The organism is Streptomyces sp. NPDC059828, from assembly GCF_042731955.1.
GTDB lineage: Bacteria > Actinomycetota > Actinomycetes > Streptomycetales > Streptomycetaceae > Streptomyces.
Genome location: NZ_JBHWIW010000019.1, coordinates 8,281 through 28,385, shown reverse-complemented (window position 1 = coordinate 28,385; position 20,105 = coordinate 8,281). Strand labels below are relative to the sequence as shown.

Annotated in this window: 16 protein-coding genes; 7 read left to right on the top strand and 9 right to left on the bottom strand. The window is 70.0% G+C overall.

Annotated elements, in window-relative coordinates; all coding sequences use genetic code 11:
* Nucleotides 1-129: 129 nt before the first annotated feature.
* Together ACFV6V_RS14100 and ACFV6V_RS14095 are read left to right on the top strand one after the other, a co-directional pair.
* Entirely contained in the window at nucleotides 130-864 is a 735-nt protein-coding gene (locus ACFV6V_RS14100) for a DUF3558 domain-containing protein (protein ID WP_385563808.1), read from the top strand.
* Nucleotides 865-1,108: 244 nt separating this feature from the next.
* Nucleotides 1,109-2,395 carry a DUF2637 domain-containing protein gene (locus tag ACFV6V_RS14095; RefSeq protein WP_385563805.1) on the top strand — a complete coding sequence of 429 codons (1,287 nt, stop codon included), beginning with the start codon at nucleotides 1,109-1,111 and terminating at the stop codon, nucleotides 2,393-2,395.
* 121 nt (nucleotides 2,396-2,516) lie between these two features.
* Here the strand turns inward: ACFV6V_RS14095 and lysS are convergent, their stop codons facing one another.
* Nucleotides 2,517-4,256 (bottom strand): lysine--tRNA ligase, encoded by a 1,740-nt coding sequence (lysS, locus tag ACFV6V_RS14090; protein ID WP_385563802.1) that lies wholly within the window; start codon nucleotides 4,254-4,256, stop codon nucleotides 2,517-2,519.
* Between the two features lie 302 nt (nucleotides 4,257-4,558).
* Here lysS and argS point away from each other — a divergent pair, with 302 nt between their 5' ends.
* Nucleotides 4,559-6,328 (top strand): arginine--tRNA ligase, encoded by a 1,770-nt coding sequence (gene argS, locus ACFV6V_RS14085; RefSeq protein WP_385563800.1) that lies wholly within the window; start codon nucleotides 4,559-4,561, stop codon nucleotides 6,326-6,328.
* A 79-nt stretch (nucleotides 6,329-6,407) separates the two neighbouring features.
* Here the strand turns inward: argS and ACFV6V_RS14080 are convergent, their stop codons facing one another.
* Together ACFV6V_RS14080 and ACFV6V_RS14075 are read right to left on the bottom strand one after the other, a co-directional pair.
* Nucleotides 6,408-6,677 (bottom strand): DUF1876 domain-containing protein, encoded by a 270-nt coding sequence (locus tag ACFV6V_RS14080; protein ID WP_385563797.1) that lies wholly within the window; start codon nucleotides 6,675-6,677, stop codon nucleotides 6,408-6,410.
* 70 nt (nucleotides 6,678-6,747) lie between these two features.
* Entirely contained in the window at nucleotides 6,748-8,253 is a 1,506-nt protein-coding gene (locus ACFV6V_RS14075) for a helix-turn-helix domain-containing protein (RefSeq protein WP_385563794.1), read from the bottom strand.
* 282 nt (nucleotides 8,254-8,535) lie between these two features.
* Between ACFV6V_RS14075 and ACFV6V_RS14070 the strand changes: the two genes are divergently transcribed.
* Entirely contained in the window at nucleotides 8,536-9,261 is a 726-nt protein-coding gene (locus ACFV6V_RS14070) for a DUF4232 domain-containing protein (protein WP_385563792.1), read from the top strand.
* Nucleotides 9,262-9,428: 167 nt separating this feature from the next.
* Here ACFV6V_RS14070 and hemB read toward each other — a convergent pair whose 3' ends face one another.
* The 6 genes from hemB to ACFV6V_RS14040 form a co-directional block, all read right to left on the bottom strand.
* Entirely contained in the window at nucleotides 9,429-10,427 is a 999-nt protein-coding gene (gene hemB, locus ACFV6V_RS14065; protein WP_385563790.1) for a porphobilinogen synthase, read from the bottom strand.
* Between the two features lie 152 nt (nucleotides 10,428-10,579).
* Nucleotides 10,580-12,247, bottom strand: coding sequence for a uroporphyrinogen-III synthase (locus ACFV6V_RS14060; RefSeq protein ID WP_385563788.1), 1,668 nt, complete (start codon nucleotides 12,245-12,247; stop codon nucleotides 10,580-10,582).
* Nucleotides 12,244-13,221, bottom strand: a complete 978-nt coding sequence (gene hemC, locus ACFV6V_RS14055; protein ID WP_385563785.1) for a hydroxymethylbilane synthase — start codon at nucleotides 13,219-13,221, stop codon at nucleotides 12,244-12,246. The genes ACFV6V_RS14060 and hemC overlap by 4 nt, the downstream gene beginning before the upstream one ends.
* Nucleotides 13,218-14,588 (bottom strand): glutamyl-tRNA reductase, encoded by a 1,371-nt coding sequence (locus ACFV6V_RS14050; RefSeq protein WP_385563782.1) that lies wholly within the window; start codon nucleotides 14,586-14,588, stop codon nucleotides 13,218-13,220. The genes hemC and ACFV6V_RS14050 overlap by 4 nt, the downstream gene beginning before the upstream one ends.
* Nucleotides 14,585-15,451, bottom strand: coding sequence for a redox-sensing transcriptional repressor Rex (locus ACFV6V_RS14045; protein WP_385563779.1), 867 nt, complete (start codon nucleotides 15,449-15,451; stop codon nucleotides 14,585-14,587). Before ACFV6V_RS14045 ends, ACFV6V_RS14050 begins: the two co-directional genes overlap by 4 nt.
* Nucleotides 15,452-15,725: 274 nt before the next feature.
* Entirely contained in the window at nucleotides 15,726-16,010 is a 285-nt protein-coding gene (locus ACFV6V_RS14040; RefSeq protein ID WP_385563776.1) for a glutaredoxin family protein, read from the bottom strand.
* 185 nt (nucleotides 16,011-16,195) lie between these two features.
* Between ACFV6V_RS14040 and ACFV6V_RS14035 the strand changes: the two genes are divergently transcribed.
* From ACFV6V_RS14035 to ACFV6V_RS14025, 3 genes are all read left to right on the top strand, one after another.
* The gene (locus tag ACFV6V_RS14035) at nucleotides 16,196-17,125 is read left to right on the top strand and encodes an HAD family hydrolase (protein WP_385563773.1); all 930 of its coding nucleotides are present in this window, start codon (nucleotides 16,196-16,198) and stop codon (nucleotides 17,123-17,125) included.
* 523 nt (nucleotides 17,126-17,648) lie between these two features.
* Nucleotides 17,649-18,482, top strand: a complete 834-nt coding sequence (locus ACFV6V_RS14030) for an ECF subfamily RNA polymerase sigma factor, BldN family (RefSeq protein WP_361283659.1) — start codon at nucleotides 17,649-17,651, stop codon at nucleotides 18,480-18,482.
* Nucleotides 18,483-18,799: 317 nt separating this feature from the next.
* Nucleotides 18,800-20,026: a DUF5667 domain-containing protein gene (locus ACFV6V_RS14025; protein WP_385563769.1), complete on the top strand. Its 1,227-nt coding sequence runs from the start codon at nucleotides 18,800-18,802 to the stop codon at nucleotides 20,024-20,026.
* Nucleotides 20,027-20,105: the final 79 nt, after the last annotated feature.

Sequence of the window (20,105 nt, the reverse complement as noted above, 5' to 3'; positions counted from 1 at the left end):
CCCGCCCACGTAACGTGTTCGGCGTACCGTGGCCGACCGAAGACCGTAAGGACCGAAGAACGAAGGCTCCGGAGCGGCCGACCCGCCGGCCCGCACCGGCGGACCGTACGACTCACGACTGAAGGAACCATGCACCGATCAGCCCCGCGACTCACCCGCATACTCGCCTGCGCCGCCGTCCCGGTGATGCTCGTCGTCGCCGGCTGCTCGTCAGACTCGGACACCCAGGACAAGGCCGGCAAGCCGGGTAATTCCACCGGTAGCTCGCCGCAGGAGTCCTCCGCCTCCCAGAAGTCCACCGCGCCCGTCGCACCGGCGAAGTACGCCAAGCTGCCCGAGCCCTGCAAGGCGCTCAGCGCCAAGACGGTCCAGGAGCTGGTGCCCAAGGTCAAGAACAAGGCCGGCACGGCGGGCAACTCCAGCGACACCGGCGTCCGCGGCGGCTGCTCGTGGAACGGCCTGGAGGACAAGGGGGTCAAGGGCTCGAACTACCGCTGGCTCGACGTCTCCTTCCTCCGCTACGAATCCGACGCGAGCCTCGGCAGCGGTGAGCAGCGCGCCCGGGAGGCCTTCCAGAAGGAGGTCACCAAGACCGCGGCCACAGAGGGCGCCAAGAAGGTCAGGAAGTCGCCCGCCTCGGGGGTCGGCGACGAAGCGACCGCGATCGCCTTCGACCTGAAGAAGACGGACGAGACCTTCAAGTACGCGACCATCGTGGCCCGCACCGGAAACGTCGTGGTCACGGTCGGGTACAACGGGGCCGGTTACGCCGGGGCCAAGACCCCCGACGCCACCGCACTCATGAAGGACGCGGTGACGGCGGCCAAGGAGGCCACCACCGCGATCGCCACGGCCAACAAGTAGCCACACCGCGTATGACGCCGTAATCGCGCCCCGGTCGCTGTGACCCGGATCACCTCCCCGGAGGCCCGGGTTCCGCAAACGTGTGCCAGGCTTGGCGCGCGTCTGCGGCGCACCGGGGCCCGGTCGGCCTGGCCGGCCCAGGCTCGGCCGGAATCAGGCTCAGCCCGGGGTCAGGCGTCGGCACGGACTGCGGTCCGGAACTGGAAATCGGGCTGGATACGGGAGGGGATCGCGGGTGGCCGCGATGCAGCTGACACGCACGCACCGGATACTGATCGGCGTCGTCGTGGCCGGTGCGGTGATCATCGCCGGGATCGGCTTCGCGGGGTCGTACGCCGCGGTACGCGAGCTCGCCGAGAAAAAAGGGTTCGGCGACTTCTCCCTGGTCTTCCCGATCGGCATCGACGCGGGCATCTGCGTGCTGCTCGCGCTCGACCTGCTGCTGACCTGGATCCGCATCCCCTTCCCGCTGCTGCGCCAGACGGCGTGGCTGCTGACGGCCGCCACGATCGCCTTCAACGGCGCCGCTGCATGGCCCGACCCGCTGGGCGTCGGTATGCATGCCGTCATCCCGGTGCTGTTCGTGGTCTCGGTGGAGGCCGCCCGGCACGCGGTCGGCCGGATCGCGGACATCACGGCAGACAAGCACATGGAGGGCGTGCGGCTCACCCGCTGGCTGCTCTCGCCGGTGCCCACGTTCCGGCTGTGGCGGCGGATGAAGCTGTGGGAGCTGCGCTCGTACGAACAGGTCATCAAGCTGGAGCAGGAGCGGCTGATCTACCAGGCGCGACTCCAGGCCCGGTTCGGGCGCGCCTGGCGGCGCAAGGCCCCGGTCGAGGCACTGATGCCGCTGCGGCTCGCCCGCTACGGTGTGCCGCTGGCCGAGACGGCTCCGTCCGGGCTGGCGGCGGCCGGGATCGAGCCCGTGCTGCTGCCGCCGAGCCCGGCTCCCGCGGCGGAGCTGGAGCCCACCCGGGCTCCGCAGGCGCAGGCCCAGGGCCCGTTGCAGGCGCAGGCCCAGGCCCAGCAGCAGCAGCAGCAGACGATGTCGCCCGCCGAGCAGGGGCAGAGCCAGTGGTTCGCCACTCCGCAGAACGTGGAGTACCAGGGCGGCTACGACCCGACCTACGAAGCGCCCACCTACGTCCCGGGCCCGGAGTACGAAGCCTGGTACGAGAAGCAGCCGCAGCAGATCCCCGTTCCCCAGCAGCGCGCTGCGGAGCCCGAGCCCGTACCCGAGCCGGTGCAGGCTCTGGTCGGGGAGCAGGAGCCGCGGTTCCAGGTGCCGAACGGGGCAGGCGGGATGCGGCCCCTGGGTGAGGGCGTGCAGGAGGCGCTGCCTTCGGAGGAGAACCTGTACCAGGTCTTCCGGCAGTCGATAGAGGGTGAGGGCATGCCGACGCCCGGCGCCTTCGGGTCGAACGTCGAGGCCGCGTACGGGCTGCGCCTCCCGGCCCGCGAGCTGAACCAGTACCACGAGCGGTTCACCGCCCGTCTCAACAACGAGCTGATGGAAGACCACATCGCGTAGACCCCCGACCGAGCCCGCTGGTGGGCTGGTCGGTCACCGATCAGGGCAGCGACAGCGAAGGGCCCTCACCCGCGCCACGTTCCGGCGCTGGTGAGGGCCCTTCCGCGTCGTGCGCCGGGCGTCAGGCTCCGAGCAGCTTGCGCACCCCGTCGGCGCCCACGGCGAGCAGCAGCGTCGGCAGCCGGGGGCCGGTCTCGCGGCTGACGAGCAGGCGGTAGAGCAGGGCGAAGAAGGAGCGCTGTGCGACCTTCAGCTCCGGGGTGGGCTTGGCGTCCGGCTCCAGGCCTGCCATGACCTTCGGGACGCCGTAGACCAGCGTGGTGAGGCCGTCGAGAGACCAGTGCGTGTCCAGGCCCTCCAGCAGCAGCCGCAGTGACTCCCGTCCCTCGTCGTCCAGCGAGCCCAGCAGCTCGGTGTCGGGCTCGGAGCGGACGATGGTGCGGGCGTCGGCCGGGACCTGGGTGGTGATCCAGTTCTCGGCGCGGTCGAGGCGGGGCCGGACGGTGTCCAGGGAGCTCAGCGGGTTCGCCGGGTCGAGTTCGCTGAGGATCCGCAGGGTCTGCTCGTCATGGCCGGCCGTGACGTCGACGACCGAGGCGAGCGTGCGGTACGGCAGCGGGCGCGGGGTGCGCGGCAGCTCGCCTGCGGCGGTTCGGACCGCGCGGGAATGCGCCGCGGCGTCGGCAGGAAGCACCGAGCCGTCCGCGACCTTGCTCTCCAGCTTGTCCCACTCGTCGTAGAGACGCTGGATCTCCTGGTCGAAGGCGATCTTGAAGGACTGGTTGGGCCTGCGGCGCGCGTACAGCCAGCGCAGCAGCGGCGCCTCCATGATCTTCAGCGCGTCGGCGGGCGTCGGCACCCCACCGCGGGACGACGACATCTTCGCCATCCCGGAGATGCCCACGAAGGCGTACATGGGGCCGATCGGCTGGACTCCGTCGAAGATCTCACGGACGATCTGGCCACCCACGACGAAGGACGACCCGGGCGAGGAGTGGTCGACACCGCTGGGCTCGAAGATCACCCCTTCGTAGGCCCAGCGCATCGGCCAGTCGACCTTCCAGACCAGCTTGCCGCGGTTGAACTCGCTCAGCCGGACCGTCTCGGAGAAGCCGCAGGCCGTGCAGGAGTACGTCAGCTCGGTCGACGCGTCGATGTACGAGGTGACCGCGGTCAGGTCCTTCTCGCAGTTGCCGCAGTACGGCTTGTACGGGAAGTAGCCGCCGGAGCCGCCGCTGCCGTCGTCCTCGCTGGCCGCTCCGGAGCCCTCGGCGGCCTCCAGCTCGGCCTCGTCCACCGGCTTCTGCTGCTGCTTCTTCCCGGGGGCCTTGCCCTTGGTGCGGTACTGGTCGAGGATCCCGTCGATCACGCCGCGCTGCTTCATCGCGTGCAGGATCTGTTCACGGTAGGCACCGGAGGTGTACTGCTCGGTCTGGCTGATCGGGACGTACTCCACGCCCAGCTCGGCGAGCGACTCGACCAATGCGGCCTTGAAATGCTCGGCCCAGTTCGCGTACGGCGAGCCCTTGGGGGCGGGCACCGAGGTCAGCGGCTTGCCGATGTGCTCGGCCCAGGAATCGTCGACGCCCGGGACACCGGCCGGGACCTTGCGGAAGCGGTCGTAGTCGTCCCAGGAGATGAGATGGCGGACCTCGTACCCACGCCGACGGACTTCGTCCGCGACCAGGTGCGGGGTCATGACCTCACGCAGATTGCCCAGGTGGACGGGGCCCGAGGGGGACAGGCCAGAGGCAACGACGACCGGTTTCCCGGGCGCACGCCGTTCCGACTCGGCGATGACATCGTCCGCGAAACGGGAGACCCAGTCGGTCTCGGTGCTGCTCTGAGCCACGATCGGCACGTCCTTGAATGCTCGGGCGAATGCTTGGTGGGGCTGGTGCGGGTCTGTACTTGATCTGTTCTTGATCTTGAGCCGGATTCCGTCGAGGGGCCGGCGCCAGCCATTCTCCCAGACGAAACAGTGGACCCCTTGGTTGTCCACAGGCCCTGATCACCGCGCCTGATCTCCGCCCGTCGGTTGTCCACAGGCATCGTGAGGGCGGGAGAAACAGGTTGCTCCCCCGTGGGACACTTGACTACCCATTTAGTCACCGGCCCGATACCGCCGGCGCCCCCATCGACAACCGACAGGAACGGAAGCTCATGGCCTCGGTCCCTTCCCTCGCTTCGACCGTGCAGCAGCGCCTCGCGGACGCCCTTTCGGCAGCCCTGCCGGAAGCCGGCTCCGTCGACCCCCTGCTGCGACGAAGCGACCGGGCCGATTTCCAGGCCAACGGCATCCTGGCGCTCGCCAAGAAGCTGAAGGGCAATCCGCGCGAGCTGGCGGCCAAGGTCGTCGACGCGATCCCGGCCGGCGACATGCTGAAGGACATCGAGGTCTCCGGACCCGGCTTCCTGAACATCACGATCTCCGACGGGGCGATCGTGAAGACCCTCGCCGCACGGGCCGCGGACGACCGCCTCGGTGTGCCGTTCGCGCCCGGCGCCGGCACCACGGTGATCGACTACGCCCAGCCCAACGTGGCCAAGGAGATGCACGTAGGCCATCTGCGTTCGGCGGTGATCGGCGACGCCATGGTGCAGATCCTGGAGTTCACGGGCGAGAAGGTGATCCGGCGCCATCACATCGGTGACTGGGGCACCCAGTTCGGCATGCTCATCCAGTATCTGATCGAGCACCCGCACGAGCTGGACCACAAGGACGGGGCCGCCGTCTCCGGCGCAGAGGCCATGTCCAATCTGAACCGCCTCTACAAGGCGTCGCGGGCCCTGTTCGACTCCGACGAGGAGTTCAAGGAGCGTGCACGGCGCCGGGTGGTCGAGCTTCAGTCCGGCGACGAGCAGACGCTCGCCCTGTGGCAGAAGTTCGTGGACGAGTCGAAGATCTATTTCTACTCGGTCTTCAACAAGCTCGACATGGAGATCCGCGATCCCGACGTCGTGGGCGAGTCGGGTTACAACGACATGCTCGACGAGACCTGCCGGATCCTCGAGGAGTCGGGGGTCGCCGTGCGCTCCGAGGGCGCGCTGTGCGTGTTCTTCGACGATGTGAAGGGCCCGGACGGCAATCCGGTCCCGCTGATCGTCCAGAAGTCCAACGGCGGCTACGGCTACGCGGCCACGGACCTGTCCGCGATCCGTGACCGGGTGCGGAAGCTCGGCGCGGACACCCTGCTGTACGTGGTGGACGCCCGGCAGTCGCTGCACTTCAAGATGGTCTTTGAGACCGCCCGCCGGGCCGGCTGGCTGAACGACGAGGTCAAGGCCGTCCAGCTGGCCTTCGGCACGGTCCTCGGCAAGGACGGCAAGCCGTTCAAGACCCGTGAGGGTGAGACGGTGCGGCTGGTCGACCTGCTGGACGAGGCGATCGAGCGGGCCACGTCCGTGGTGCGCGAGAAGGCCGGGAAGGTCGGTCTCGCCGAGCAGGAGATCGTGGAGAACGGCGCGCAGGTCGGCATCGGCGCGGTGAAGTACGCCGACCTGTCGACCTCGGCGGTGCGGGACTACAAGTTCGACCTGGACCAGATGGTGTCGCTCAACGGCGACACGTCCGTGTACCTCCAGTACGCGTACGCCCGTATCCGGTCGATCCTGCGCAAGGCGGGTGACGCCAAGCCCGCCGCCCACCCGGAGCTGGAGCTCGCCCCGGCTGAGCGTGCGCTCGGGCTGCACCTGGACCAGTTCGGCGAGGTGCTGGCCGAGGTGGCCTCGTCGTACGAGCCGCACAAGCTGGCTGCGTATCTGTTCCAGCTCGCCACGCACCTGACGACGTTCTACGACCAGTGCCAGGTGATCAGCGCGGACAACACGGTGGAGGTCTTCGAGAACCGTCTGTTCCTGATCGACCTGACCGCACGCACGCTCCACCAGGGAATGGGCCTGCTGGGCATCCGGACCCCCGAGCGCCTCTGACACATCGGGCAGGGACAGGCACAGGCGGCCCCGGCGAGCTCGATCGCCGGGGCCGCCGCCTTGTCGAGGGCCCGTCCGGTCACCTCAGAGGGTGTGCCGGACGGCCTGTGGCCTCCTCTATCTCGTCGTGCGCCTTGCCGAGCAGCTGGCTCGCTATGTCCTTCAGCGCCCGGCCACCCGCGATCTCCTCACCGACCCTGAGCTGTCCCGGGTCGGCCGGGTGACGGCTGGCGCTGCCATGGCCCCTTACCTCCGTGCCATCGGAGAGACGGAGCATCGCGGCGGCCTTGGTCTTGTCGCCGTCCTCGCGGAATTCCATGTCGACATGCCATCCGGTGAGCGTCTCCATGAGAGATCACCTCCAGCGGTTTACTCACCACCAGTTCTCAGGGTGCGCCGCCCGGCCGATGATCACCACGTCACTGGGCGATCCACTCCTGCTTGTCGGGCCAGTACTCGTACACCTTGCGCCCTGAGATGGCGTTGGTACGGAAGGGCCTGCCGCCCTCGTCCTTGATGATCAGCTTCTCCTTCTGGGCGCCTCTGTTCCAGCCGAGCTCCAGATACCACTCGACATCGTTTTCCTCGGTGTGCACATCGAGGTTCAGGACCTGGGGGTCGCTGGTGGAGACCTTGTAGGGGAAGGCCTTGGCGGGCACGACCTTGTCGCCGTCCTGCCCGGCCACGGGCGCTGCCACCGGCCCGCGGTCGTCCAGGTCGATGTCGAAGGTCTGCGGGGTGATACCGCTGCCGCAGCCGAACGCCATGGAGTAGACCTTCGAGTCCACGGGTGGTGTCTTCCGCCCGACGACACGCACGTTCAGGGAGTCGATCACGACCGACTTGTCCGAGTTGCCGGTGACGCTCAGCTGGAGCCGCAGGTGGCCGGCGGGTGCGGCCTTCTGGGAGCGCGCCCAGGTCTGGAATTCCTGGGGAGCGGGCGGCGGAGCGACATACTTCGGATCCTCGTCCAGGACGTAGATCTCGTCGCACGGGGCGGCCCAGTTGTACGAGCTGATGCCGACGCTCGGTGCGTAGCCGCCACTCTCCTTGCCGGACGTCGGCCCGCTACCCGTGCCCGCGTCCGCGCCTTGGCGGCCGGACGGGGAGGAGCCCCGCTTCTTCGCCCCCGGCGACGCACTGCCGCTCGGTGCGGCGGAGGCCGACCGGGACGCGGACGGCTTTCCGGCGGGGGATTCCGCCACGGCCCCGGCGGGCTGCCGCTTCGCGGCGCTGTCCTGCTCCTTGCCGCCCTCGTCCTGCAACTGGCCGGCCGCGACGGCGCCGGAGACGGCCAAGGCACAGGCGGCGGCCGTGGCGATGGCAATACGCCTGGCACGTTTCCGTGTGACGGCCGTACGCCCGACAACCACCAGCCCCGAATGAGCAGTTCCGGCTGCCTTGCCCGTGTCCTCGGCGTCGGCCGCGCCGGCTGTCCCGTCCGCGGCTCGTGCCCTGCCGGCGGGCAGCGCAGCGAACTCGCTCGCGTCCACGGCCTCGTGGGGCGCGGGGGCCTGGTCGGACGTGGCGGTTGCAGCGGGCTCTGCGGACCCAGCGCACCCAGCGGACTCAACGGGCTCTGCGGATCCGGCGGGCTCCATCGGCTCAGTCGACGCTGCGGATCCGGCGGACCCGGCGGCGACTGCCTTGCCCCGCCCTCGCGCCGCGTCGGCCAGGATCCACTGCCGGTGCAGTTCGACCAGCTCGTCGGGGGTCGCTCGGCAGAGCCGGGCCAGCCGCTCCACGGGTGCGTAATCCGTCGGCACGGCATCGCCGTTGCAGTAGCGGTGCAACGTGGACGTGCTCATGTGCAGCTGTCTCGCGAGAGCCCCGTAACTGCGCCCCGAGCGCTCCTTCAACCCGCTCAGCTGCTCTGCGAAACCGCTGGACACTGTCCCACCCCGACTTTCCTGGTCGCTCACCATCCCGGGAACGCGTTCCAGGGGATGGGTATTTCACCTGGTCATCGCCCGTTTCGGCATTTCAACGTCCCCCATTGTCCTTGGTCCGTTGTCCCATCCGCCAACCGCTCAGCATGGTGTGTCCAGCACCAGCCGAACCGGGAGCACCTCATGCGAATCCGAGTCAGCATCACCGATGTTGTCGCGACCTGCGTGTTGATCCTCTGCACCGCAGTCGTGATCACGCTGGTCAACCACCGCTGAAACACCGCTGAAACCACCAGACCAACGGGGAGCCGATCCACGATGACCACCTTCCGTACCCGCACCGCCATCGCCACCGCCGCCCTTGTCGCGGGCCTGTCCCTGACCGCCTGCCAGAACGACGACGCGGTCGGCGCGGCCGTCCCCGCGGGCAGCGCGGCGAACGCCGGCTCGTCCAGCACGGCCGGCTCCGGGGGCGCCAAGGCGTCCGCGGGCACCGCGGGCACCGCAGGTACGGGCGGCTCGACCGCCTCGGCCGGCAACAGCGGCAGCTCGGCCGCCGGCAAGACCACCGGCGGAGGCGGCAGCAGCCAGAACGCCGGTGGCGGCAACGGCGGCGCCGACTCCTCCGCCTGCACCACCGCCAACACCCGGGTCGTGGTGAGCAAGGTGGCCCGCCCGGTCAACCACATGCTGCTCACGATCACCAACACGGGCACCAAGGACTGCTCCGCCTACAACGCCCCCCTGCTCGGCTTCGACGACGCGCAGGCCGCCACGCAGATCAACGAGGACAGCAAGCCGCAGGCCGTGGTCACCCTCGCCCCCGGCGAGTCCGCCTACGCCTCGATCCTCCTGAGCAGCGCGGCCGGGGACGGCGAGGGCGGCGGCGACGCGAAGAAGCTGTCGGTGCACTTCGCCCAGCGCGACGGCGGCGGCTCGGCCGGCAACCCCGTCACCCTGAACCTCCCCGCGGGCACCTACACGGACTCCACCGCGTCCGTCTCCTACTGGCAGAGCGACATGCAGGACGCGCTGACCTTCTGAGCCCGGTTCCGAGGGGGTGTCGTCCGAGCGTGGGGACGACCTGACGGCATCACCCGGAACCGGCGGCGGCGGTGGGCATCCCCCAGCCCACCGCCGCCCTTCTGCCTGCACCAGGCCGTGCCGCGGAACTCCCGCCTGCGTCCGGCCTCCGCTCGACCTGCGCGCTCTCAGGCGCGGTCGAGCTTCTGCGCGACCTCCGTCGCCCAGTACGTCAGGATCATCTGCGCACCCGCCCGCCTGATCCCCGTCAGGGTTTCCAGGATCGCCCTGTCCCGGTCGATCCAGCCCTTCTCGGCCGCGGCCTCGACCATCGCGTACTCACCGGAGATCTGGTACGCGGCCACCGGCACGTCCACCGTGTCCGCCACGCGCGCCAGCACATCCAGATACGGTCCCGCGGGCTTGACCATCACCATGTCTGCGCCCTCCTCCAGGTCGAGCGCCAGCTCGCGCAGGGACTCACGCAGATTCGCCGGGTCCTGCTGGTACGTCTTGCGGTCGCCCTTCAGGGACGACGCGACCGCCTCGCGGAACGGGCCGTAGAACGCCGAGGAGTACTTGGCGGTATAGGCGAGGATCGACACGTCCTCCTTGCCGATGGTGTCCAGCGCGTCGCGGACGACACCGATCTGGCCGTCCATCATCCCGCTGGGCCCCACGACATGGACGCCCGCGTCGGCCTGCACCTGCGCCATCTCGGCGTAGCGCTCCAGCGTGGCGTCGTTGTCCACCCGCCCCTCGGTGTCGAGCACACCGCAGTGGCCGTGGTCGGTGTACTCGTCCAGGCACAGATCCGACATGATCACCAGATCGTCGCCGACCTCGTCCTTCACGGCACGGATGGCGACCTGGAGGATCCCGTCCGGATCGGTGCCCGCGGTCCCCGCGGCGTCCTTCTTGGCATCCTCCGGCACACCGAAGAGCATGATCCCGGAGACACCGGACTCCCGTGCCTCCACGGCGGCCTTGCGCAGGGTGTCCAGCGAGTGCTGGACCACCCCGGGCATCGCGGCGATCGGCACCGGTGCGTTCACGCCCTCCCGTACGAACGCGGGAAGGATCAGGTCCGCGGGATGCAGCCGGGTCTCGGCGACCATACGGCGCATCGCGGGGGTGGTACGCAGCCGTCGCGGCCGCGAGCCGGGGAAGGATCCGTACGCAGTCATACGCCCCACGCTACGCCGTCCGAGAGGCGCACTTACCGACAGGGCGCCGGTGCGGCGCCCGCGCCTCCGCGCACCGCACGAACGCCGAAAGGGGTCACGGGGACCGCTCCCCGTGACCCCTCAGGTCACTCAACTCACGTCGTACGGCGCACTCACGTCGTACGGCGCCGCCGCGCACCCGGCCGCCGCTCGCTCGGCCGGGTCACCGGGTCACCGGCCTCCAGGGCGGCCTCCCGTCGCCGCGCGCCGAACTGAGCCAGCGCCTCTGCGAGCTTGTGCACCGAAGGTTCCGGCGACAGCACGTCCACCCGCAGCCCGTGCTCCTCCGCGGTCTTCGCGGTCGCCGGGCCGATACACGCGATCACGGTCACGTTGTGCGGCTTCCCGGCGATGCCCACCAGGTTGCGCACCGTCGAGGAGGACGTGAAGAGCACGGCGTCGAAACCGCCGCCCTTGATCGCCTCGCGGGTCTCCGCCGGCGGCGGAGACGCACGCACGGTGCGGTAGGCCGTGACGTCGTCGACCTCCCAGCCGAGCTCGATCAGACCGGCGACCAGCGTCTCCGTGGCGATGTCCGCCCGCGGCAGGAACACCCGGTCGATCGGGTCGAAGACCGGGTCGTACGGCGGCCAGTCCTCGAGCAGTCCGGCGGCCGACTGCTCACCGCTGGGCACCAGGTCGGGCTTGACACCGAATTCGACCAGGGAGCGGGCGGTCTGCTCGCCAACCGCGGCCACCTTGATCCCGGCGAAGGCGCGGGCGTCGAGCCCGTACTCCTCGAACTTCTCGCGCACCGCCTTGACGGCGTTGACACTGGTGAAGGCGATCCACTCGTAGCGCCCGGTCACCAGGCCCTTGACGGCGCGCTCCATCTGCTGGGGCGTACGCGGCGGCTCGACGGCGATCGTCGGCACCTCGTGCGGCACGGCGCCGTACGAACGCAGCTGGTCGGAGAGCGAGGCCGCCTGCTCTTTGGTGCGCGGCACGAGGACTCGCCAGCCGAACAGCGGCTTGGACTCGAACCACGAGAGCTGCTCACGCTGAGCCGGGGCACTGCGCTCGCCGACCACGGCTATGACCGGCCGGTGCCCCTCGGGCGACGGGAGCACCTTGCCCTGCTTGAACACCTGGGCGATGGTCCCGAGCGTCGCGGTCCACGTCCGCTGGCGCGTGGTCGTACCGGCCACGGTCACCGTCAGCGGGGTGTCGGGCTTGCGCCCGGCGGCGACCAGCTCACCGGCGGCGGCGGCCACCGCGTCCAGCGAGGTGGACACGACCACGGTCCCGTCCGACGCGCCGACCTCGGTCCAGCAGCGCTCGTCGGCCGTGCGCGCGTCGATGAAGCGCACATCGGCGCCCTGCCCGTCGCGCAGCGGCACACCCGCGTAGGCGGGCACGCCCACGGCGGTGGCGACACCGGGCACGACCTCGAACGGGATGCCCTCGGCGGCGCAGGCGAGCATCTCCGCGCCGGCGTTTCCGTCCAGCCCGGGGTCACCGCCCACCGCACGCACGACCCGCTTGCCGCCCCGTGCGGCCTCCATGACAAGATTGGCCGCATCCCTCAACACAGGGACGTCGACGGCTGTTGACGCTTCGTCAACAATCGTCAGCTCCGGCGTGCTCACGCCTGCCCGCGCATGGCCGCGAACGACCTCGAGGACATCGGGCTCGGCGATCAGCACGTCCGCGCCCGCCAGCGCCTCGACGGCGCGCAGCGTCAGCAGCCCCGGGTCACCGGGACCGGCGCCGAGGAAGGTGACATGCCCCCGTGCGAAGAACGCCGACGAGGCGGATGTGGCAGTGGTGGTGGGGCTCAAAGTGCTCGCTCCCCCATAAGACCGGCCGCACCCTTGGCAAGCATCTCGTCCGCGAGTTCGCGGCCGAGGGCAACTGCCGCATCATGCGACGTAGGTACGGGACCGGTGGTGGACAACTGCACCAGCGTCGAGCCGTCGGTGGTACCGACGACACCGCGCAGGCGCAGTTCATGAACATCCGCTGCGTCGGCCGGCAGGTCGGCGAGCGCCCCCACGGGTGCGCTGCAGCCGGCCTCCAGGGCGGCGAGCAGGGAACGCTCGGCGGTCACGGCGACCCGGGTGTGCGGGTCGTCGAGTCCGGCGAGCGCGGCGATCAGATCGGAGTTCCCCGAAAGGCACTCGACCGCCAGAGCCCCCTGGCCGGGGGCGGGCAACACCGCGTCGACCGACAGGAAGTCGGTCACCTCGTCGATCCTGCCGATACGGTTCAGCCCGGCCGCGGCAAGCACCACGGCGTCGAGTTCCCCGTTGCGTACGTATCCGATACGGGTGTCGACGTTCCCCCGGATCGGCACGGTCTCGATCTCCAGCCCGAGCGCCCGCGCATGGGCGTTGAGCTGGGCCATCCGCCGCGGCGAGCCGGTGCCGACCCGTGCGCCGTTCGGCAGCCGGTCGAACGTCAGCCCGTCGCGTGCGACCAGCACATCACGCGGGTCCTCGCGGAGCGGGATCGCGGCCAGCGTCAGCTCCTCGGGCTGCGCGGTCGGCAGATCCTTCAGCGAGTGCACCGCGAAGTCCACCTCGCCCGCGAGCAACGCGTCACGCAGCGCGGTGACGAACACACCGGTGCCGCCGATCTGTGCGAGGTGCTCACGGGACGTGTCGCCGAACGTGGTGATCTCCACGAGCTCCACCGGGCGTCCGGTCAGCCGGGTCACCGCCTCCGCCACATGCCCGGACTGGGCCATGGCGAGCTTGCTTCGCCTGGTCCCCAGCCTCAGAGCCTTGCCGGCCCTCTCGGCCTTCTCGGTCATACTCGCCCTCGGTTCTTGACGTTGGCGTCGTTCAGGTCGGCCCGGCTGACGGCGGCGACCGTCTCCGGGTCGAGGTCGAAGAGTGTGCGCAGTGCGTCCGCGTACCCGGCGCCGCCGGGCTCGGCGGCGAGCTCCTTGATCCGCACGGTGGGTGCGTGCAGCAGCTTGTCGACGACGCGGCGCACGGTCTGGGCGACCTCGGCGCGCTGCCGCTCGTCCAGGTCCGGCAGCCTGCCCTCGAGCCGGGCGACCTCGCCCGCGACCACATCGGCCGCCATGGCGCGCAGCGCGACGACGGTCGGGGTGATGTGGGCCGCACGCTGGGCCGCGCCGAACGCGGCGACCTCGTCGGAGACGATCGTGCGCACCTGGTCGACATCGGCGGCCATCGGGGCGTCCGCCGATGCCTCGGCGAGCGACTCGATGTCCACGAGCCGGACGCCGTCGAGGCGGTGCACAGCAGCGTCGATGTCACGGGGCATGGCGAGGTCGAGCAGTGCGAGGGGTGCCTCGGCACCGTCTGCCTCGCGGCTCTTCAGCGCGGTCTCGACCGCGCCCACACCCAGCACCAGACCGGTGGCCCCGGTGCAGGAGACGACGACATCGGCACGTGTCAGCTCGTCACCGGCCGCTTCCATGCCGACGGCACGGGCGCGTACGCCGGTGCCGCCCGGCTCGGTCAGGATCTGCACCAGCCGCTCGGCGCGCTCAGGCGTGCGGTTGCACACGACCACCTCGGAGACACCGACCCGCGCGAGTGTGGCGGCGGCCAGCGAGGACATCGAACCGGCACCGATGACCAGGGCGCGCTTGCCCCTGGCCCAGGTGTCGACCGGGGCGCCCTGGGCGAGCTGTTCGAGCCCGAAGGTGACGAGCGACTGGCCTGCCTGGTCGATCCCGGTCTCGCTGTGGGCGCGCTTGCCGACCCGCAGCGACTGCTGGAACAGGTCGTTCAGCAGGCGGCCCGCGGTGTGCAGCTCCTGGCCCAGTGCGAGGGCGTCCTTGATCTGGCCGAGGATCTGTCCCTCGCCGATCACCATCGAGTCGAGCCCGCAGGCCACCGAGAAGAGGTGGTGGACGGCCCGGTCCTCGTAGTGCACGTACAGATAAGGGGTCAGCTCTTCCAGGCCGACGCCGCTGTGCCGGGCGAGCAGGGTGGACAGCTCGGCGACGCCGGCGTGGAACTTGTCGACGTCCGCGTAGAGCTCGATGCGGTTGCACGTGGCGAGCACGGACGCCTCGGCCGCGGGCTCCGCGGCGAGGGTGTCCTGAAGCAGCTTGGCCTGTGTGTCCGCGGCCAGCGAGGCGCGCTCCAGCACGCTGACCGGAGCGCTGCGGTGACTGAGTCCGACGACCAGGAGGCTCATGCCTGCATCACGGCGGGGACATCCCCGTCGGGCCCTTTCCGGCCTGAGCCGGTGCCGGAGGCGGTGGCCGGCGCGGCGGTTTCGGTGTCCGCTGCCTCGGCCTCGGCCTCAGGGGCATCCGCGGCAGCCGTTGTCGCCGTCGCTGTCGTCTCGCGAGCGGCCGTCTGCGGTACGGCGGCGGGAGTCTCGCCGTCCGTCTCCTCACCGGCCTTGCGCTGCTCGTGGAAGGCGAGGATCTGGAGCTCGATCGAGAGGTCGACCTTGCGTACGTCGACTCCGTCCGGCACCGAGAGCACCGTGGGCGCGAAGTTGAGGATGGACGTGACGCCCGCGGCGACCAGCCGGTCGCACACCGGCTGGGCGGCACCGGCGGGGGTCGCGATGACCCCGATGGAGACGCCGTTGTCCGAGATGATCTTCTCCAGCTCGTCCGAGTGCTGGACGGGGATCCCGGCGACCGGCTTCCCGGCCATCGCCGGGTCCGCGTCGATCAGCGCGGCCACCCGGAAGCCACGGGAGGCGAAGCCGCCGTAGTTGGCGAGGGCGGCGCCGAGGTTACCGATACCGACGATCACGACCGGCCAGTCCTGCGTGAGGCCGAGCTCACGGGAGATCTGGTAGACGAGGTACTCCACGTCATAGCCGACACCGCGGGTCCCGTACGAGCCCAGGTACGAGAAGTCCTTCCGCAGCTTCGCGGAGTTCACCCCGGCCGCGGCCGCGAGCTCCTCCGAGGAGACCGTGGGCACGGAGCGCTCCGACAGCGCGGTCAGTGCGCGCAGGTACAGCGGAAGCCGGGCGACGGTGGCCTCGGGAATTCCTCGGCTACGAGTCGCCGGTCGGTGAGTTCGGCCAGTTGCCACGGTGCTCCTGCGGGATGAGCGAGGCTGTAGGCGGCCGTATGTCCCAGGACCGCCCCGTCGAATGCAGGCTATGTCTTTGTGAACGCGTGCACAAAGATGGTGTCCGCTTTGTCCGACCAAAGTGACCGGGGTCACGCGGGCTGATCGCGGGATTCCGGAACCACTCGGCGAGCCCGGTCGTGGAAAACCCGAAGGGGGCACTGCGCTCCACACTCCTTACGCCCACGCCCCCGAGACACCGGCAAAACGCCCACGATGGTAACCGCCTTTCGGGTCATCCCCCCAGCTCACGGCGGAGCCGGTCCGGGTCCACGCGCCAGAACGTGTGCTGCTCGCCGTCCACCAGCACCACCGGGATCTGCTCCCAGTACGCCCGGTGCAGCTCCTCGTCACGCGTGATGTCCTTCTCCTCCCACGCGGCGCCGGTCTCCGCACAGACCTGCTCGACCACGGCCCGGGCGTCATCACAGAGGTGGCACCCGGGCTTGCCGATCAGGGTCACGACCCTTTCGCCGGGCTTCTTCTTCGTGTGCTTGGTGCGCCGCAGCAGAGGACTCATGCCCCCCATTCTCCGCCCCGGCCCTCTACTCCCGGTCGCGCTCGCGGCCGTGGTTCCGGTCACGCTCCCCGCCGCGTGCCCCGGATCGTCACGGTGATCGCGCTTAACAATCCGGCTACCGAGAGTTCACGCCATGGCATCCCCGCGAGTCGGGAAGTACCGGACCGACTGGCTATGCTCACGCCATGGCCGCACTGGGATGGCTCACCCCCCGTAGGCGCTCCGCCACCGCGCGAAGCGTCCTCGCAGGCGAGGCCGCCGCCGAGGCTGCCCGCAAGACCTCGCAGCAGCTCGCCACGGACGCCGAGACCAATCAGCGGGAGCCGGACTTCCCGGTCGCCGGAGACGCCCTCGCCGCGGCGTTCTTCGATCTGGACAACACCGTCATGCAGGGCGCCGCGATCTTCCACTTCGGCAGGGGCCTCTACAAGCGGAAGTTCTTCCAGCGCCGCGAGCTGGCCAGGTTCGCCTGGCAGCAGGCATGGTTCCGGATCGCCGGGGTCGAGGACCCGGAGCACATGCAGGACGTGCGCGAGTCCGCGCTGTCGATCGTCAAGGGACACCGGGTCTCGGAGCTGATGTCGATCGGCGAGGAGATCTACGACGAGTACATGGCCGACCGCATCTGGCCCGGCACCCGTGCACTCGCCCAGGCGCACCTCGACGCCGGCCAGAAGGTGTGGCTGGTCACCGCGGCGCCCGTCGAGACCGCGACGATCATCGCCCGGCGACTCGGGCTGACCGGCGCGCTCGGCACGGTCGCCGAGTCCGTCGCGGGCGTCTACACCGGCAAGCTGGTCGGCGAGCCGCTGCACGGCCCCGCGAAGGCCGAGGCGGTACGCGCGCTGGCCGCGGCCGAGGGCCTGGACCTGGCCCGCTGCGCGGCGTACAGCGACTCGCACAACGACATCCCGATGCTCTCGCTGGTCGGCCATCCGTACGCGATCAACCCCGACACCAAACTGCGCAAGTACGCGCGCGAGCGCGACTGGCGGCTGCGTGACTACCGCACGGGCCGCAAGGCGGCGAAGGTCGGCATTCCGGCGGCGGCCGGCGTGGGTGCGCTGGCGGGCGGCACGGCGGCGGCCGTCGCACTGCACCGCCGACGCCGCTGAGGCGCCCGACCGCCACATACCCGCGCCCATCCGCGCTCGTACCCGAACAGTTCCGAACGGATCCACGCAGGCCTGAGCCATCTGCTGCCCGCTTGCGTCCGCACCCGCTTACCTGTGCGCACATGTGCGCGAATTTCCTGCGAGTTCGCCCGCATCCCCGGGACACGGCGGTTCGCACGGACACCACGCCGAACGCGACCGCCGCCCGGTGCCTCGGCGCGCCACTTTCCGCCACACGCCCCACCCCCGCCCGTGGCCAGTCGCGTTGCGGGCACATGAACACAACCCGTGACGCATGGAAGCAGACCCCGAAGCATTTCGATCAGCAACCGATCACAATCTGCTACTTCATCCGTCGCTTTGCGGTAACAGAAGCGACGGAATCGATGATTTGAGCAACTGGGTGTAATGCCACCTGTACGAAGCGTTATTCTCCTCAGACGCATTAAGGACCTCACACGTCGTCATGACGAGTGAACGGTCCCGTACTGCACGTGATGGAAGCTCTGCCTCTGGGAGTCCCGTGTACCCACACGTCGGGGTTGACGCCTCGGGCCTGGCTACGCTGCGCGCAACGGTCGCCGACCACCTGCGCGGCTTCGTCCCCACCGCGTACGCCGTCCCCGCCTTCGCCACGCCGAGCTCGGCCGCCCTCGGCCCTGCCGGCCCCTGCCACGCCCTCACAGGCGGCATCGAGAAGGGTCTGACGCGCAGCGGTGTCGTCGACGGGTCTGGCGACGGACGGGAGCTCGCCAGAAGGAGCGGTCGCGGCGCCTCGGCCACCGCCCGCCGCCCGAGTGCGGACAGCGACAGCGCCCGCATGATGGATCTCGTCGAGCGCGCCCAGGCGGGCGAGGCGGAAGCCTTCGGCCGGCTCTACGACCAGTACAGCGACACGGTCTACCGCTACATCTACTACCGCGTCGGCGGTAAGGCGACCGCGGAGGACCTCACCAGCGAGACGTTCCTGCGCGCCCTGCGCCGCATCTCCACCTTCACCTGGCAGGGCCGGGACTTCGGCGCCTGGCTGGTCACCATCGCTCGCAATCTGGTCGCCGATCACTTCAAGTCGAGCCGCTTCCGACTGGAAGTGACCACCGGAGAGATGCTCGACGCCAACGAAGTGGAGCGCAGCCCCGAGGACTCGGTGCTCGAGTCACTCTCGAACGCCGCACTGCTCGAGGCCGTGCGCAAGCTCAACCCGCAGCAGCAGGAGTGCGTCACTCTGCGCTTCCTCCAGGGCCTCTCGGTGGCCGAGACCGCGCGGGTGATGGGCAAGAACGAAGGTGCGATCAAGACGCTCCAGTACCGGGCCGTCCGCACCCTGGCCCGGCTGCTCCCCGAAGATGCCCGCTGACCTCCCGCTCGTGGAGTTCGTGGAGATCGCACCGGCTCGCCCCGCCCCGCACCTCCCCCCATGCACGGCGCACATGCACCAGCCCCCCACGCCATCCCGTCCCTTCAACTCACCACCCGTGAGCGGCTGATGACGCACTGGTCCGATCATCCTTCGCGCGTAACCCAACTGCCGAACCGCTCGTTGTGCGGAATGCAGACTCCCTGCGGTCACGTCACGCCCGCGGCCACTCACTCTTTCGTGTGGATGCGCTCAAGGTGTGCAACCTTCCAGACCCCCCGGGGAGTCGACCGTCATGACGAGAGGAGGTGCCGCCAGTGATCGCGAACGTTTCGGCACACCGGCGGGCGAACGCCTTCGCCCAGACCCTGGAGGATCAGACACTCCTGGGCACGGCGGCCGAACAGCCCGATGATCCGGCCGAACCGGCCGAGGCGACAAGGCTGTTGGCCCTGGCGAACGGCCTCGGCGAACTGCCGAAGCCGGAGTTGGATCCCGAGGTCAAGGTGGTGCAGCGAGCCCAGCTCGTCGCCGCCATGGAGGCCATGCTCCTGGAGGGCACGGCCCGTGAAGGAGGTGTGCCCGGAAGCCCTGCCTTCCCGGGTCAGCGAAGCTCCGGCCGCGGCGCCCACCGGGCATCCCCGCTCCGGAAGCTGAAGCCACGCTCGCGCTGGTCCAAGGGCCTGGCGGCGGGCGGTCTCACCGTCGGAGTCGCCGCAGGCGCCTTCAGCGGGGTGGCCGCGGCCAGCTCCGACGCCCTCCCCGGAGACTCGCTCTACGGGCTGAAGCGGGGCATGGAGGACTTCAAGCTGGGGATGGCCGACGAGGACGCCGATCGCGGCAGCATCTACCTCGACCAGGCATCCACCCGGCTCAGCGAGGCCCGTCGGCTGATGGAGCGCGGTCGGGCCGGAGACCTGGACCACGAGTCGTTGGGCGAGGTCAGGCGTGCCCTGACCGGGATGCGTCACGACGCCACGGAAGGCCACCGCCTGCTCCACCAGGCATACGAGCGGGATGGCGCACTCGGCCCGATTGCGACCCTGTCCTCGTTCTCCCGCTCCCACCGTGAGGCGTGGAACGGACTGCGCGAGCGCCTCCCGGTCCAGCTCTATGACGTCGGCGACGAGGTGAACTCGGTCTTCGACGCCATAGACCAAGAGGTCGGACCACTCCAGTCGCTGCTGCCACGCTCTCCCGAGCAGGAGACCACGGGGCCGCAGCGCAGCGGAGCGAGTCCAGAGCACTCAGGGGGCTCTACGGGTTCGTCCGGCACGGGCCAGTCCTCGCCCTCCTCGCCCACCATGGGTCAGGGGCAGGACGACAAGCAGCCCCTTCCCTCGGGTCCGAGCTCCTCGCAGGACGACGGCGGGCTGCTCGACGGCGGCACGGGCGATCTGCTCGACCCGCCACAGGACGGCATGACCCCGTCCTTCCCCTCTGGTGCCAATCCGACGCCACCCATGCCGGATGTCACCATCCCGCCGCTGCTGCCCGGTCTGCTGCCGGACCTCGGCCTCGACGCCGAAGACGACATCGGCTGACGAGTGAGGGGGGGGGGGGCCGGGGGGGGCCCCCCCCCCACGGCTTGGTGTAGGGCGCGGTGGGGTTTTAAAAAAAAAA